Source organism: Moraxella cuniculi DSM 21768, assembly GCF_900156515.1.
Taxonomy (GTDB): domain Bacteria; phylum Pseudomonadota; class Gammaproteobacteria; order Pseudomonadales; family Moraxellaceae; genus Moraxella; species Moraxella cuniculi.
The window spans coordinates 89,955-104,284 of sequence record NZ_FTNU01000005.1; the positions used below are offsets into that span (position 1 = coordinate 89,955).

The 14,330-nt window shown below is 44.5% G+C and carries 11 protein-coding genes; 5 read left to right on the top strand and 6 right to left on the bottom strand.

Features of this window, described 5'->3' with window-relative positions:
• Window positions 1–104: 104 nt before the first annotated feature.
• The 3 genes from BW928_RS04575 to BW928_RS04585 all read left to right on the top strand — a co-directional run bounded on the left by BW928_RS04575 (window position 105) and on the right by BW928_RS04585 (window position 4,737).
• Window positions 105–1,433 carry an MFS transporter gene (locus BW928_RS04575; protein WP_076555060.1) on the top strand — a complete coding sequence of 443 codons (1,329 nt, stop codon included), beginning with the start codon at window positions 105–107 and terminating at the stop codon, window positions 1,431–1,433.
• A gap of 228 nt (window positions 1,434–1,661) precedes the next feature.
• Window positions 1,662–2,489, top strand: coding sequence for a tetratricopeptide repeat protein (locus tag BW928_RS04580; protein WP_076555061.1), 828 nt, complete (start codon window positions 1,662–1,664; stop codon window positions 2,487–2,489).
• 112 nt (window positions 2,490–2,601) lie between these two features.
• A complete protein-coding gene (locus BW928_RS04585; RefSeq protein ID WP_076555062.1) occupies window positions 2,602–4,737 on the top strand; it encodes an esterase/lipase family protein in 2,136 nt (711 codons plus the stop codon).
• Window positions 4,738–4,798: 61 nt separating this feature from the next.
• Here BW928_RS04585 and adk read toward each other — a convergent pair whose 3' ends face one another.
• The 6 genes from adk to BW928_RS04615 all read right to left on the bottom strand — a co-directional run bounded on the left by adk (window position 4,799) and on the right by BW928_RS04615 (window position 11,586).
• Window positions 4,799–5,452 (bottom strand): adenylate kinase, encoded by a 654-nt coding sequence (adk, locus tag BW928_RS04590; RefSeq protein WP_197719017.1) that lies wholly within the window; start codon window positions 5,450–5,452, stop codon window positions 4,799–4,801.
• 278 nt (window positions 5,453–5,730) lie between these two features.
• Window positions 5,731–6,987, bottom strand: a complete 1,257-nt coding sequence (gene ccmI, locus BW928_RS04595; RefSeq protein ID WP_076555064.1) for a c-type cytochrome biogenesis protein CcmI — start codon at window positions 6,985–6,987, stop codon at window positions 5,731–5,733.
• Window positions 6,988–6,995: 8 nt separating this feature from the next.
• On the bottom strand, window positions 6,996–7,517 hold the full coding sequence (locus BW928_RS04600) for a cytochrome c-type biogenesis protein (RefSeq protein WP_076555065.1): 522 nt from the start codon (window positions 7,515–7,517) through the stop codon (window positions 6,996–6,998).
• A 9-nt stretch (window positions 7,518–7,526) separates the two neighbouring features.
• Window positions 7,527–8,105, bottom strand: coding sequence for a DsbE family thiol:disulfide interchange protein (locus BW928_RS04605; protein WP_076555066.1), 579 nt, complete (start codon window positions 8,103–8,105; stop codon window positions 7,527–7,529).
• Window positions 8,106–8,107: 2 nt separating this feature from the next.
• Complete coding sequence (locus BW928_RS04610) at window positions 8,108–10,108, bottom strand: heme lyase CcmF/NrfE family subunit (protein WP_076555067.1); 2,001 nt, start codon at window positions 10,106–10,108, stop codon at window positions 8,108–8,110.
• Between the two features lie 155 nt (window positions 10,109–10,263).
• A complete protein-coding gene (locus tag BW928_RS04615; RefSeq protein ID WP_076555068.1) occupies window positions 10,264–11,586 on the bottom strand; it encodes a DUF445 domain-containing protein in 1,323 nt (440 codons plus the stop codon).
• 219 nt (window positions 11,587–11,805) lie between these two features.
• On the opposite strand from BW928_RS04615, the gene rsmD reads away from it, so the two are divergent.
• Together rsmD and asd are read left to right on the top strand one after the other, a co-directional pair.
• On the top strand, window positions 11,806–12,423 hold the full coding sequence (gene rsmD, locus BW928_RS04620; RefSeq protein WP_076555069.1) for a 16S rRNA (guanine(966)-N(2))-methyltransferase RsmD: 618 nt from the start codon (window positions 11,806–11,808) through the stop codon (window positions 12,421–12,423).
• A gap of 400 nt (window positions 12,424–12,823) precedes the next feature.
• Window positions 12,824–13,942, top strand: a complete 1,119-nt coding sequence (gene asd, locus BW928_RS04625) for an aspartate-semialdehyde dehydrogenase (protein WP_076555091.1) — start codon at window positions 12,824–12,826, stop codon at window positions 13,940–13,942.
• The last annotated feature ends 388 nt before the right edge of the window (window positions 13,943–14,330 follow it).

Sequence of the window (14,330 nt, forward strand, 5' to 3'; positions counted from 1 at the left end):
ATACCTGCTATTATAGCAGAGTTTGCATGCGATAAAAATCAAAGTTGCATTTTTACGACATATCGGTGCATAATTAATCATTGTTTGATAGATAGTTGTTATTTATGGCAAGTCAGCTTTCGTTATTTCGTCATCGCCGTTTTAATTCGATGTTTTTTACCCAATTTTTTGGGGCATTTAATGATAATGTGTTCAAGCAAGCACTGATTTTGGTGCTGACCTATTCAGCCGCCATCAAGCTAGGTGTTGAGGTCAGCCTACTCAACAACCTTGCTGCCATGCTATTTATTTTGCCATATTTTTTGTTTTCGGCATTGGCAGGTCAGATTGCCGATAAATACGAAAAATCCAAACTCACCCAATTGGTAAAATTGGTCGAAATCATCATCATGGCAGTGGCAGCAATTGGTTTTGTTTATGAAATTTATTGGCTGTTATTTTTGAGCCTATTTTTGATGGGTATGCAATCAACCTTTTTTGGCCCAATCAAATATGCCTACCTACCAGAGGTGATGCACAAAGATGAGCTGGTTGGTGCCAATGCTGTTTTTCAGACCAGTACCAGCCTTGCAATCTTAACAGGTATGATACTCGCTGGTGTACTGACCCAATTGTATCTGTCAGAATATTGGCTGGCAACCATCACGGTGCTGGTGGCAATTTTAGGCTATCTATCAGCACGCCAAATTCCCACGACCACCATCTATGCCCCAACGCTGAAGATTGATTGGAATATCGCACGCACCAGCTGGGATATTGTAAAATATTGCTACCAACTGCGTTTATTATTTTTTATTATTATTGGTAATAGCTGGTTTTGGTTTTATGGAGCAACCTTTTTAACCCAAGTGCCTGAAGTGAGCAAAACCATCTTGCACGGTGATGAATCCGTGGTGATTTTTTTGCTGACTTTGTTCTCATTTGGCGTCGCCATCGGTTCATTGTTGTGCAAAACCTTGACCAAAAACCAAATCAGCTTCCGCCTTATTCCGCTTGGTCTGGCAGGTCTATCCATTTCTGCCACTGCGTTGTATTTTTCGTTAAACAAACTGGCATTGCCGATTACCATTGAGCCTTATGACATTTTTACCCTGCTTGAATTTCGCCAAACTTGGGGGATTTTTGCCGAGCTGTTTTTGGTTGGCCTAAGTGGTGGTGTGTATATCGTGCCGCTATATGCCAGTATGCAAGCCTATGCCCCAACCGATCATCGCTCTCGCATTATTGGTGCTAATAATATTTTTAATGCTTTGTTTATGGTTATTTCGGCAATATTTGCCATCGTGATATTGACCATGATTGGTTTAAGTTTGGCACAGTTATTTGCCATCACCGCCATCATCAATCTGATGTTTGGGCTGTGGCTATATCCCAAATTGCACCAGTACCAAGACAGTCTGCCAATTCAGACTGATGGCACACCGCTGCCATAGCCATCTTGTTAAGCTAAAGGCTGTTGCAAGAAAAAACAAATCGGCAATATTTTATGCAAAATTTTGTAAATCTTTACCGTCAAGCGTGATAAAATCTGTTATTATTGACAGTGTTTTGGCTTACTGATGCTCTTGGCTACGGCCAATTATGCTGCAAGATAGCTGCTTATTTATCAGTATTGCTTAATAAATATTTATACAATCATTTACTGTAATATGGAAGGTTTTATGAAAAAACTCACACTAAGTTTCTTGTCTTTGGCGATGATTGCCACAACTGCAACCGCCAATACCACAACCAGCTACCAAAGCCCAACCATGCGTGGTGAGATTACCGAAATTATCACGCCTCGTGCTGGCATTGCCGATCTATTAACAACCAGCATCAAAGGCTTGCCAACGCCAAATATTGCCGTTACTGAGATTAAAAATATCCCAACGGTAACAATTCCTGCCAACACCAAAGGCACGGTCATTCTTGATGTTACTTTGATTGATGAATTTATCAATGATGTCGCCCCCAATGCTCGCCATTATCCAACCAATTTCCCAACACGCACCGCTGAGTACATTACCACCGAAAATGTCAAATACCTGTCTGACTGGATTGAGCCTTATGCCAGTGCCAGCGATGCTTCGTTTGATGTTATCTTGCGTGCCGCCAAATTAAACAGCATGGCACGCAACCTAAACTTAGGTACGGCATACACACTGCGTGCCAGCAATCATATGCAAAAAGCCCTACAATTAAAGCCAAATGACAGCGAGGCAAACTATCTATTTGGCATGATGCTGTCAGAAACTGGCGGCTTTAAAGAAGGTCGCAAATATCTGGACAAGGCAGTATCGCTTGGTAATGTTGAGGCTGAGCAAAGCATTGCCCAAGCCGATTTGCTCAATGACAACAAAACTTCCGCCCTAAAACGCTTACGAGATTTGGCTGCCAAACACCCAAACAATGAAATCATCAAGCAGCAAATCGCCATCGTTGAAAATGGCGGCTACTACATTTGGAATATCAAGGATAACGACATTAATGTCAAGCCGCTTCGTTAATTAGCCAATATTTAATGAACTTATCCTATAGCAAATATCCATACAAAGTTGTGTGGGTATTTGCCAAATTTTGAACATTTGGCTTGCTAACTTTAACCCATTTTGATGACTCATGGCACAGTTTATCTCTCCGCTGACTGCCAAAATTATGGCGGCATTATTCATCACCGCCACAACTGCTGGCTGTAGCACACTACAAGCACCAAAACAAAGCCCAGCCAAACTTCTGCAAGAAACCCGCAGCAGCATCATCACCGATAACGAGGTTAGTGCTGCCACGCGTTCTACATTACTAAGTTCAGGATTTAATCAAGAAAGCTGCATGGCGACATTTGACAGCTGCATTGATGCGGTAAAATCGTCATTTTTGGACGACAAAGTCAGCAAACCCATGCTTGCCGTGCTAAGCGAGCTTTATTATACACGCACGCTGTATCTTGCACTGCAAGATGGCTGCAAAACCCTGCTTGATAGACCGCCAATTGATCCATATTATACCAATGCACCTTTAAGCGAGGCTAATAAAAAAGAAAAACAAAACGCCCAAAATCAATGCCAAAGCGACTATCGAGATGCTCTGTACCAAACCGTACGCAATAGCTATGCTTATTTGTTTTTTGATGCACTTAATAATAATACCCAAACCATCAGTCCCATTCCTCAAGAAATGGATATTCGCACTTTGGACTTTTATCACTTAGCAATCAATGAAATCATCAGCCAACTGTATCGTGCCAACAAGGGTATTTTTGCCGCAGCCAAACTTCGCCATCATTCACTCAGCACACCATCAATAGAACCAAAATACCAACAAGTACAGCTCTCCACCCTAATAAGCCAAGAAAATGGCACAGACAATCAGCTGGATTTATCCATCAGTAATTATCCATACTATTTAGAATATCTTAAAAAAAGCGATGGCGAGGTATTCTCCGAATTGGTTTCTGCTTATGATTCTCGATTAAGCAAACTGAATGTATATTCACGCCGCTCTGGCTTGGGGGTGAGTTTTATCGGCTCGCTAAAATCTCGCTACACCACCAACAGTCTTGACCGCCGAGCAAATAAGCCAATTGCCGAACGCATTCACACCACAGGACATCTGCAAGTAACAGCAATTATCGAACCTACTGGCAACAGCCTTGATGAAGTGCTAAATAGCAACCGCTTTGGCGTTTATTTATTCAATCCGCAAGCACAAACCCAAATCACCATCAAAGGCAGACCCTATCCTTTGGCGGCGAATTTCTCGGCAAGTTATGCTTTGTGGCTTAACGAAAATCGCCTCCAGCAGCTTAGCCTGATGAATATGGTATCAAAAGGCGATGCCATGGCTTTGCCCGAGCTTTTTATGCTAAAGCCCTTTGACCCCAACCAAAAAGTCATCATTATGCTGCACGGCTTGGCATCAAGTCCTGCCACTTGGGTAAATCTGACCAACAATTTGCTTGCCGACCCCAAGCTCAATGATGCTTATCAAGTATGGCAAATCGCCTACTCGACCAATTTGCCGATTTTGGAAAATCGTTATCAAATCAATCAACTGATTCGCCAAGCGTTCGCCAGCGTCGACCCTGATGGCACAACCGCCGCCAGTCGCAATGCGATTTTGATTGGGCATAGCATGGGTGGCGTCATCTCTCGCCTTTTGGTTTCTGATGATGACTTAAATCAGTATTTAAATCAACTAAGCGATGGCGAGCAGGACAAACTGTTTAGCAAGCTGTCCGTTGATCAAAAGCAGCTACTGGACGAACGATTGGCACTGTCCACGCTGCCTCAGGTGGATACGGCAATATTTTTATCCGCCCCATTTCGTGGTACTGACTATGCTGATCGCTGGTTTACTCGGGCAGCCAGACGCATTATTCGCCTGCCTGTCGATTTGACCAAAACAGTCAATGCAGCCATCAGCGAAGGCAACCAAAGCGTGCTGGGTGCTTTGTACCTACAAAATGGTGCCAGCCAGCTGTCCGACCGCTCAGCCTTTATGACACTGACAAAAGATGTAACAATCAGCCCAAAGGTACGCTATCATACTTTGGTTGGCAACAACAAAGCCAACACAGATTCGGCAGCAGATGCGGTTGGTGCAGCTATCTCGGACGGCATTGTCCCTTATAGCAGCTCGCATTTGGCAGGAGCAAGTTCAGAAACCATCATTGCAGGCAAGCACAATATTCACGAAAGTCCAGAGACCATTGCCCAGTTACGCAAAATTCTCTATGAACATCTTGCCAAACGCTAAAAAATGCCCATAAAAAATGCCCAAATGTATCAAACATTTGGGCAGATGCCAAAAACACAGCTTAAGATTTTAAAACAGCAAAAATCTCATCACGCACCACAGAAATGGGTTTGGTACCATCAAAATTATGATACGCTGGGGCATTTTCGCCCGATGCTGCCACTTGTTGATAATGACCGATTAAGGTTGCCGTCTGGGCATGATATACCGCCAAACGATCTCGTACGACCTCTTCTTTGTCATCATCACGCTGCACCAGTGGCTCACCTGTAACATCATCAATGTCGGCAACCTTAGGCGGATTATGCAACACATGATAAGTGCGACCTGATGGCAGATGAGCACGGCGACCTGACATACGGCTGACAATCTCATCGTCAGGCACACTAATTTCAATAACAAAATCAATATCAACACCTGAGGCTGCTAATGCTTCGGCTTGTGCAATGGTGCGTGGAAATCCATCAAAGATACAACCACCAGCACAATCAGGCTGACTGATACGCTCTTTCACCAAATTAATAATCAACTCATCAGAAACCAACTGACCTGCATCCATGACGCTTTTGGCAATCTTACCAAGCTCACTGCCTGCCTTGATTGCTGCACGCAACATATCCCCTGTTGAAATCTGCGGAATGCCAAATTCTTTGGCAATCAATTGAGCCTGCGTGCCTTTGCCAGCACCTGGTGGCCCAAGTAAAATAATACGCATCATCTTCATCTCCAAGATTATCACAACAACTCGCACCGCTTTTGGCTGCTAGCAGTGCGTACAACCCTTTACTATAAAACACATCGCCAAATTGTTCAAGTAATTTATGAAAAAACCGCTCAATCATTAAGGTTTTGGAGCTTTTCTCCAGCCACTTGCCGTGATGATTGCCCGCTTTGGTATTTTTTAAAAACAAGCAATCACAACCAACATTCATCGATTATAGGCTGACAAAAACCAGCAAACCATCTGTCGCCATATACCAAGAGCAAATATTGCTATGGCACAAGCTGCGAGATGGTCAGTGCAACCTCTGTCTGCTTATCCAGCACCACAGGATTTGCAAACAAGTCGCCCGATTGAGCAATCGCTGAACCAGCTCGACTGATACGAGCATTCACCACCAGCGTGGCAGCTGATTTGCGTGCCGATGACAGAGTGCGTTCTGGCATCATGGCATCAAGATCGCTTAGGCTGACCTTAACGCCGCCCGCTCCTTGTATCTGGGCGACAGACACTCGCTTGACAGCAAATGGAGCGCCGCCTGCCTGATCGCTGATGGAGACAAACAGCACCTCATCAGGCTTAACCTCTTTTAGCAAATTCGGAGCAATATTAACCACCACTGACACGCCTTGTGCGATAGCAGCTTCTTGCTGATTAATATTGGCAATGAGCTTATCCAAACTTGCCAACGCCTCGCTACGATCGCCAGAGCTTTGGGTGATATTGGTACGCAATCTGGCAATCCATGCTTTTGCTTGGGTGTAGTTACCTGCTCGCGATTCACCCATTGCCATCATCATCATCGCCCCTTCGTGATTTGGCGTTTTTGCCAAAATACCCTCCAAAGCAGCACGAGTGGCAGCATCCAGTCGCCCTTCATTGACAAATACGCTGGTCTGTGCATAAATCAAGGCAATCTCATCGTTATCAGGCTCCAAGCGATTGGCTCGTGCCAGTGCTTCCAAGGCCTGAGGCTTGGCATCAAGCATCAAAAACAGCTCCGACAGTCGCATCCAGCGATTGGCATCATAAGCATAGCGATGAACATTGGTCTGCATGGCACTGATTAACGCTGTCGAATCTTTGACCGCCCATTCTGGTGGCACATCAATTTTGCCCGTCAGCAAATCATCAGCAACTTGCCCGACTGTATCTTGTGCCTGCCACAGTGCATAGACAGGGGTACGGTCAGCAACCAGCACATAAGCGGTTGCTGCCAAGATTGGAATCCAAATCATCACAATCGCACGACCCTTCACGCCGACAGGTGCATGAGTTTCGGCAACAGTTTGTGCGTCAAGCAATTGGCGTTTTAGCTCGGTAATTTGTGCTTGGTAACTGGCTTCATCAATCACGCCTGCCGCCTTGTCAGCATCAAGCTCAGCAACGCGTTCGCCAAAAATTTGTACATTAATTGCCATCAGCTGATTGTCAGAGCTTCGCTTGGCACGCAACCAAGGAAAAATCACCACCAGTGATACAATGACCGTTAATACAGCACATAATGAAAAAAATAAAATCAAAGTCATATCAAGCCTTAGTTATTGCTGGTGGATTGATTCTTGTTGCTATCATCAGGGGCGGTTATGCCATGATGAGATAAAATTTTGGCAATTTTTGCCTCTTCACTGGCGGATAATTTCGCCTCAGGGTCTATCGCCACGACGGCACTGCGTCCTTTTTTTGCTCGATAGAGCCAGCCGACAATCAGCACAAGCAGCAAGATGGGCGGAAAAAACCACAAAATCCAAGTTGAAGGTCGCACAGGTGGTCGATAGCTAATAAAATCACCATAACGCTCAAACATATACTTGCGAATTTCGCTATCAGAACGCCCTTCTTTAACCATTTCATAGGTTTTTTGTTTTAAATCTTGGGCAATTGGAGCATTTGATCCAGCCAGATTCTGATTTTGGCACTTGGGGCAACGCAACTCTTCAATCAAGCCGCGATATTGTGCTTCTTGTTGTGGCGAATCAAATTGATACAAATCAACCTTGATATTTGCCACAGCTGGCAAAGTTATAAAAGCCAATAAAATTATTAAAAATAACTTCATAAAAATCCCTTATTTACACGCCTGCAACCGTGCATTTGAATCCAAAGACTTATCGCTAACAGCTTGGAGACATTGTGCAATCGCTTCCCAATTGCTATCATCAACCATGCCAACAATGTGCTTATACACGATGCCATCATCGCCAACCACATAGCTCTCTGGTGCACCTGTAATGCCCAAATCCAAAGCATATTGACCTGACAAATCCTGCACCGAATACAAAAATGGATCTTGATATTTGTTTAGATAATCTAAAGCATTGGCAAGCTCATCTTTATAATTCACGCCAACAAGCAGCACGCCTTGCTCTCGCAGCTTCAACAAAAATGGATGCTCAGCATAGCAGGTTGGGCACCAAGAACCCCAAACATTGAGCAAAAATGGCTGCTTGGGCAAATCTTGATTGCTCATCATGCGTGTCGTGTCGGACAATAATGGCAAATTAAATGCAGGTAAAGGCTTACCAACCACACGGCTTACTTCAATATCTGTCGGCTTGCCCAGACGAGTAAATAACATCACAATCAGCACCGCAAAAACAACCAGCGGAATGATAAAAGTTAATAAGCGTTTGTTTGACTTTGCCATGACTACACCTCCATCTTGGCAGTTTTGTTGGCTTTGCTTAAGCGATAACGCTTATCAATGATGGCGATAAATGCACCAAATGCCATAATAATCGCTCCCAGCCAGATCCAACGCACCATCGGCTTGACATAGATACGCACCGCCCAAGTATTATTATCAATCGTACCATCTGCAGCTGCGATTGGCTCACCCAAGGCAACATACATCTCGTTTAATAAACTTGAGCGAATCCCCACCTCAGTCATCGGCATCATGCTGATGATGTAGTTGCGTTTTTCAGGATACAGCGTTGTGATGAGCTGATTGTTTTGTTTGATACTGATTGTTGCTCGCGTGGCATCGTAGTTTGGGCCTTTGATTGATTCAAACTTTTGTAAATCAAAATCATAACCTTGCACATGCACACTATCACCAACGCTCATTGCCACATCTTTTTCTAGGCTCATGCTGCTTACGCCCGCAACGCCAAGTACACAAACCAGCACCCCAATATGAGCAATCTGCATGCCCCAGTAGCTGGGCGTTAATTTGCCAAGTGCCGCAAACAATCCTGTGTTGCGATGACGCAGCTTTTCCTTAATGTCAAGCAGCATAAAACTTAGCACCCAAAGAGACAATATGCCCGAAACATACAGCCCAAAGTCCACCTTAGGCTCTTCGGCAAGCTGTGATAATAAATAAGCCACCACCGAACCTAGCACCACTCCACTTATTGCACACGCCATCACAGATGCGAGTAATGGGCGACTGTCGTACTTATAACGAAGTACCGCTCCAACACCCATGAAGCCAAGCAGCACCCAAGTCAAAGGCACAAATAACGCATTAAAATACGGAGGGCCAACCGACACCTGCCCCAATTTTAGGGCATCGGCAATGATTGGATACAGTGTGCCAAGCAGCACAACAAGAGCTGCAACAAGCAGAACAATATTATTAATCACCAACACAGTTTCGCGAGATTTTAAGCGATAACTGCTCTCAACGGTCAGCTTCCAGCCACGCAGTGCAAACATGAGCCAACCAAAGCCAATCACCACCGCCAAAATGACCAAAATCGCAAGGCCTCGCTTGGGGTCGGCAGCGAACGAATGCACCGAAGTTAGCACACCCGAACGCACCAAAAAAGTACCAAGCAAGCTCAAGGCAAACGCAAAAATCGCCAGCATAATTGTCCATGCCTTGAACACGCCGCGTTTTTCGGTAACAGCCAACGAGTGCAACAAGGCAGTTGCTACAAGCCACGGCATCAAAGAGGCGTTTTCAACAGGATCCCAGAACCACCAGCCTCCCCAGCCCAGCTCATAATACGCCCACCATGAGCCAAGTGCGATACCTAAGGTCAAAAATGCCCATGCTACCAGCGTCCAAGGACGGCTCCAGCGTGTCCATACCGCATCCAAGCGACCCGCCCACAATGCCGCCATACAAAAAGCAAATGGCACAGACAGACCAACATAACCCATGTACAGCATCGGCGGATGAAAAATCAACCCAGGGTCTTGTAGCATCGGATTCAAATCCGCCCCATCAACAGGTAAGTTGGGCAGCACACGCGTATAAGGCGATGAGGTAAAAATCATCATCGCCATCATCATCGTCTGCACCCCTGCCAGCACCGACAGCACTCTGGCACGCATATCCAGTGGTAATCCACGGCTAAATACCGACACCAGCATAGACCAAGCGGACAGAATTGTCATCCAAAGCAGCAATGAGCCTTCATGCCCACCCCAAGTGGCAGAGAGCTTATAATACCAAGGCATCAGGCTGTTGGAGTGCTTGGTAACATAAACCAAGCTAAAATCATTATATAAAAAACCAGCAACCAACCCAGCAAATGCCATCAGCATTGCCAAGAATTGAGCTACAGCAAGACTGGGTGCTAGCCGTTGCCACTGTGCTTGATGCCGCATGACACCGATGGCAGGCAGCACCATTTGCAATATCGCAAGCATAAACGCCAGCAATAACGAAAAATATCCAAGTTCTGTTATCAGCATATCTTATTACTCAGTTTGCTGTGCAAAAATTTTGCAGGGCTTTTAATTTATTGTTGGGATTATCATTTATAACGCAGCGACTTGCTCTGATAATAGCAACCAATTATTTGGGAATTATCATACAGCCGCCGCTTGTGTTTTGTTGGTTTATATTGTCAAAAAAACACCACCACCAGATGCAACCACCCTGCCAAAAAGCCTGTGATGCCACCCAGTATAATTAAGGTTAATTCATCTTCTTGAAAAGCAGGTCTTAACAAATTCTGAAATTCTTTTGGTGTTAAGGCACGAATACGGCTCTCAAACAAACCAAAAATTTTGCTGGCACGAGAAGTGTTGAGCTTAGGATCACGAATCGGCACCATCGTTGCGTCAATGGATTTGTCCAAAATCGTATCTTTAAAGGTATCCAGACTGCGTTCGTCCATGCCCATCTTCAGCGTCGTGGCAACCATTGGGTCTTCAAGCATGGTGTACAAATGCGATTTCATCAAGGTGCGAGTTTTATCCGCTCTTGCACCATACATCATCTCATGCATGATATTTTCAAGCGTAACCAATTCTTTGACGACAATTTCGGCAAACACGGTCGAGACTTCATCTTGTCGCTTCATAAATCCACCCTGCCAACTGTAACGATGCCAATGGGGACGCAGCCAAACGATTCGCTTTTGCCCATCGACCATTTCATAACGAAACAGACGAATAAACGACACCATGCGTGGCTCAACAGGGTTAAATACCATCCAAATTGCAATCCAATTGGTCAATGCACCCCAAATCATCGCAAAAAATGGCACAGTCCAATGCTGCGGCACAAAATAAAACAGCACCATCTGCACCACACCAAAACCAAAGCCAATTAACGCACTGATTTTCCAGATGAAATTAATTTCTTTTTTGCCAACTCGCAAAAACATATCCACCATCAGCTTGCGATCGTTTTCCATTTTGCTAACAATCATTTGTCGCATATCCACCAGCGATTCAACATTATAAGTCAAATCCATCACCAGTGCCTTCATGATGCTGGGCAGTCTTGTGTGCACATGCGAATAAATGCGGCGGCGAATGGCATACGGCATATGTGTCCATAGGGTATAAGACCGCTCAAGCATAATCTCATCAATGAGGTTTTCTAGGTTTTTATCGACAGTTGCCGTGATAAACTCTGCCATCTCCTCAGGCTCCATCGCCTGAAAAAATTCATCAAGCGAGCCCAGTTTTGATAAAGTCTGATCGACAATCACCCCTGATATTTTGCCTGCTTTGGCAGGTACAATGCCTTGCCAACCAAGACCTTGCAAACCAAACGGCATATTTTTGATACGAATACCAACAAATCGGATTGGATAAAACAGCATCTCCAACGCCATCCAAACATGAGCCCAAGTAACAAATGCTGTTACAGGCGGAATGGTGAGCATGGCAATAAATTCAGGATGTGCCGCAAAGGTCTGCCAAATCGATGAAAACATAGTTTTTGGTCTGCTTATACGCCTCATTATCTATCAACGGGCGTTTTGGTTATCTTTTGGTTACAATAAAGCGATTTTGTAGCGTGGATAAATCCCAACCATTGTACCATATTTGCCCAAAAATAAATCATCAGAATAAATAGCAATCCAGACTATCACAAAACCATAACATACGGTAAAATACTGGCAAAATTATGCAAACAACCAGACAGCTTTATTATGAAAAAACGCACCACGCCACATCAACACACCAAACCAAAGCAGCAGCTTGGCAAAAATCAAGTCCGTATCATTGCAGGACAGCACCGCCGTCGCCAGCTGTCATTTGTCGATGCTGAGGGTCTACGCCCAACACCTGACCGCTTGCGTGAGACCTTGTTTAATTGGCTGATGGGTTATCTACAACAATCTTCTGTGCTTGATATGTGTGCAGGCAGTGGCTGTCTTGGTTTTGAAGCACTTTCGCGAGGGGCAAAATCGGTGATATTTATTGAGCCCTATACCCCCCAAAGCCGCCTACTTAAAGAAAATGCCACTTTGTTACAACTGGAGAAGCAAACCACCATCATCAATGATGACGCACGCACCGCCTTGCCAAAGCTAACTGGCAGATTTGATATTGTGTTCATTGACCCACCTTATGCGGCAAATTTATGGCAAGAGTTGCTTGAACAGCTCATCCAACATCAGCTCATCGATACAGACAGCCTGATTTATCTTGAAGCGGACAAGCCACTGACAGCGGTACTAAGCGAGGATTTGTGCCAGCGATTTTCTGTACTCAAATCAACCAAAGTAGGTCAGGCACATGCTTTTTTGCTAAAAATGATTAATTAATAGCTATAAATTAATATAATTATTAATCAAATTTTCCTTTAGCCACCAAGACAAACCAAAGATTAGCATCGTACATTTGCACATGATGGGTTTGTTTGGTGAGATTTATTAAGGGTGATTGGTGGTGTTGTAAGTTTACCACTAATCATTTGTGCTTCAACATCGCAAATTAACCCACATTGCCAAACCCAGCACACTTAAAGCAAGCTAAGCAACCAAAGCCAAAGCCAAGCACTTGGTACAATCACGACAAATTACGACAATTTTTAAAAATTCATCACAAATGTACAAAAATTGCTTGATTTTTTGCTCATAACAAGGCATAGTTAAACATTGATTTTTCCAATTGCTTTAATTGGTTGTTTTATTAATAAGAGGTAGTGCAATTATGGCAGAAAAAATGACTGTCGGCTTGGTGGGCTGGCGTGGCATGGTAGGTTCGGTACTGATGAATCGCATGGTTGAAGAAGGGGATTTTGCACATATTAATCCTGTGTTTTTTTCAACCAGCAATGCTGGCGGAAAAGCCCCCAACTTCGGTACTGATGCAGGTACACTAAAGGACGCAACCGACATCAATGAACTGGCAAAATGCGATGCCATCATCACCTGCCAAGGTGGCGACTACACCAAGCAAATCCACCCTGCACTACGAGATAGTGGCTGGACTGGTTACTGGATTGATGCCGCCAGCTCACTGCGTATGCAAGATGACGCTGTCATTATCCTAGACCCAATTAACCGCGAAGTGATTGATACTGCTTTGGCAAATGGCACCAAAGATTTTATTGGTGGTAACTGCACTGTTAGCCTTATGCTGATGGCGATTGGCGAGCTGTTCCGCCGTGGTTGGGTGGAATGGGTATCAGCCATGACTTATCAAGCCGCCTCTGGTGCTGGTGCTGCCAATATGCGTGAACTTATCAGCGGCATGGGCGTGTTGCACAATGCCGTTGCCGATGAGCTTGCCGACCCTGCCTCTGCCATCTTAGAAATTGATAAAAAAATCGCCGCCGCCCAGCGTAGCGATGACTTCCCTAAGCAAAATTTTGGTGCAGTACTGGCAGGCAGTCTGATTCCATACATTGACAGTCAGCTTGAAAATGGTCAATCACGAGAAGAATGGAAAGGTCAAGCCGAAACCAACAAAATACTTGGCAAAACAGCCGATGATTTGATTAATGTTGATGGCATCTGTGTGCGTATTGGTGCAATGCGTTGCCACAGTCAGGCACTGACCATCAAGCTGACCGAAGACATCGCCTTGGAGCAAATCGAATCAGCCCTGCGTGAGAGCAACAACCCATGGCTTGATGTGGTCGAAAACGACAAAGCTGCCAGCATGGAACGCCTGACACCTGTTGCGGTTACTGGTTCATTGAAAGTTGCTGTCGGTCGCCTGCGTAAGATGAATATGGGTGGCGAATACCTAACCGCCTTTACCGTTGGCGATCAGTTGCTGTGGGGTGCCGCCGAACCATTACGCCGTATGCTTGCCATCTTGCAAGGTCGCATTTGATTTAATCAGTGTTGATTTATTTTTAAAATTACAGCCCAAGCCTATTTTGTGCTTGGGCTTGTTTATGCCATCATGGCCAATTAATCAATTATCATGCCCAAACACCAAAAACCAAGCATGATAAGATTACAAACTGCTGTCCGATATCTGGCAAATAAGCCGTCTGATTAGTGTGGTGGATGTGGTGCAAATCACTACTGCAACAACAAACAACAATTGCTGGATTAACCAATCCATCAACTTAACCAGTACAAAACTTCCGCCCATTATCTGTCAATAAACCAGCTCTTGGCAGTGCCTATTTTATAATTTTATTAAAAAAATACAAAATAAATAATTAATATTAAAGATAAACACAGCAGAAAACTGGTTTTATTCCTTGCTTTTG

What these genes read in the sequence shown, in the direction of transcription:
- BW928_RS04575 (WP_076555060.1), top strand. Translation starts at nt 105, where the DNA reads ATGGCAAGTCAGCTTTCGTTATTTCGTCATCGCCGTTTTAATTCGATG.
- BW928_RS04580 (WP_076555061.1), top strand. Translation starts at nt 1,662, where the DNA reads ATGAAAAAACTCACACTAAGTTTCTTGTCTTTGGCGATGATTGCCACA.
- BW928_RS04585 (WP_076555062.1), top strand. Translation starts at nt 2,602, where the DNA reads ATGGCACAGTTTATCTCTCCGCTGACTGCCAAAATTATGGCGGCATTA.
- adk (WP_197719017.1), bottom strand. Translation starts at nt 5,452, where the DNA reads ATGCGTATTATTTTACTTGGGCCACCAGGTGCTGGCAAAGGCACGCAG.
- ccmI (WP_076555064.1), bottom strand. Translation starts at nt 6,987, where the DNA reads ATGACTTTGATTTTATTTTTTTCATTATGTGCTGTATTAACGGTCATT.
- BW928_RS04600 (WP_076555065.1), bottom strand. Translation starts at nt 7,517, where the DNA reads ATGAAGTTATTTTTAATAATTTTATTGGCTTTTATAACTTTGCCAGCT.
- BW928_RS04605 (WP_076555066.1), bottom strand. Translation starts at nt 8,105, where the DNA reads ATGGCAAAGTCAAACAAACGCTTATTAACTTTTATCATTCCGCTGGTT.
- BW928_RS04610 (WP_076555067.1), bottom strand. Translation starts at nt 10,108, where the DNA reads ATGCTGATAACAGAACTTGGATATTTTTCGTTATTGCTGGCGTTTATG.
- BW928_RS04615 (WP_076555068.1), bottom strand. Translation starts at nt 11,586, where the DNA reads ATGTTTTCATCGATTTGGCAGACCTTTGCGGCACATCCTGAATTTATT.
- rsmD (WP_076555069.1), top strand. Translation starts at nt 11,806, where the DNA reads ATGAAAAAACGCACCACGCCACATCAACACACCAAACCAAAGCAGCAG.
- asd (WP_076555091.1), top strand. Translation starts at nt 12,824, where the DNA reads ATGACTGTCGGCTTGGTGGGCTGGCGTGGCATGGTAGGTTCGGTACTG.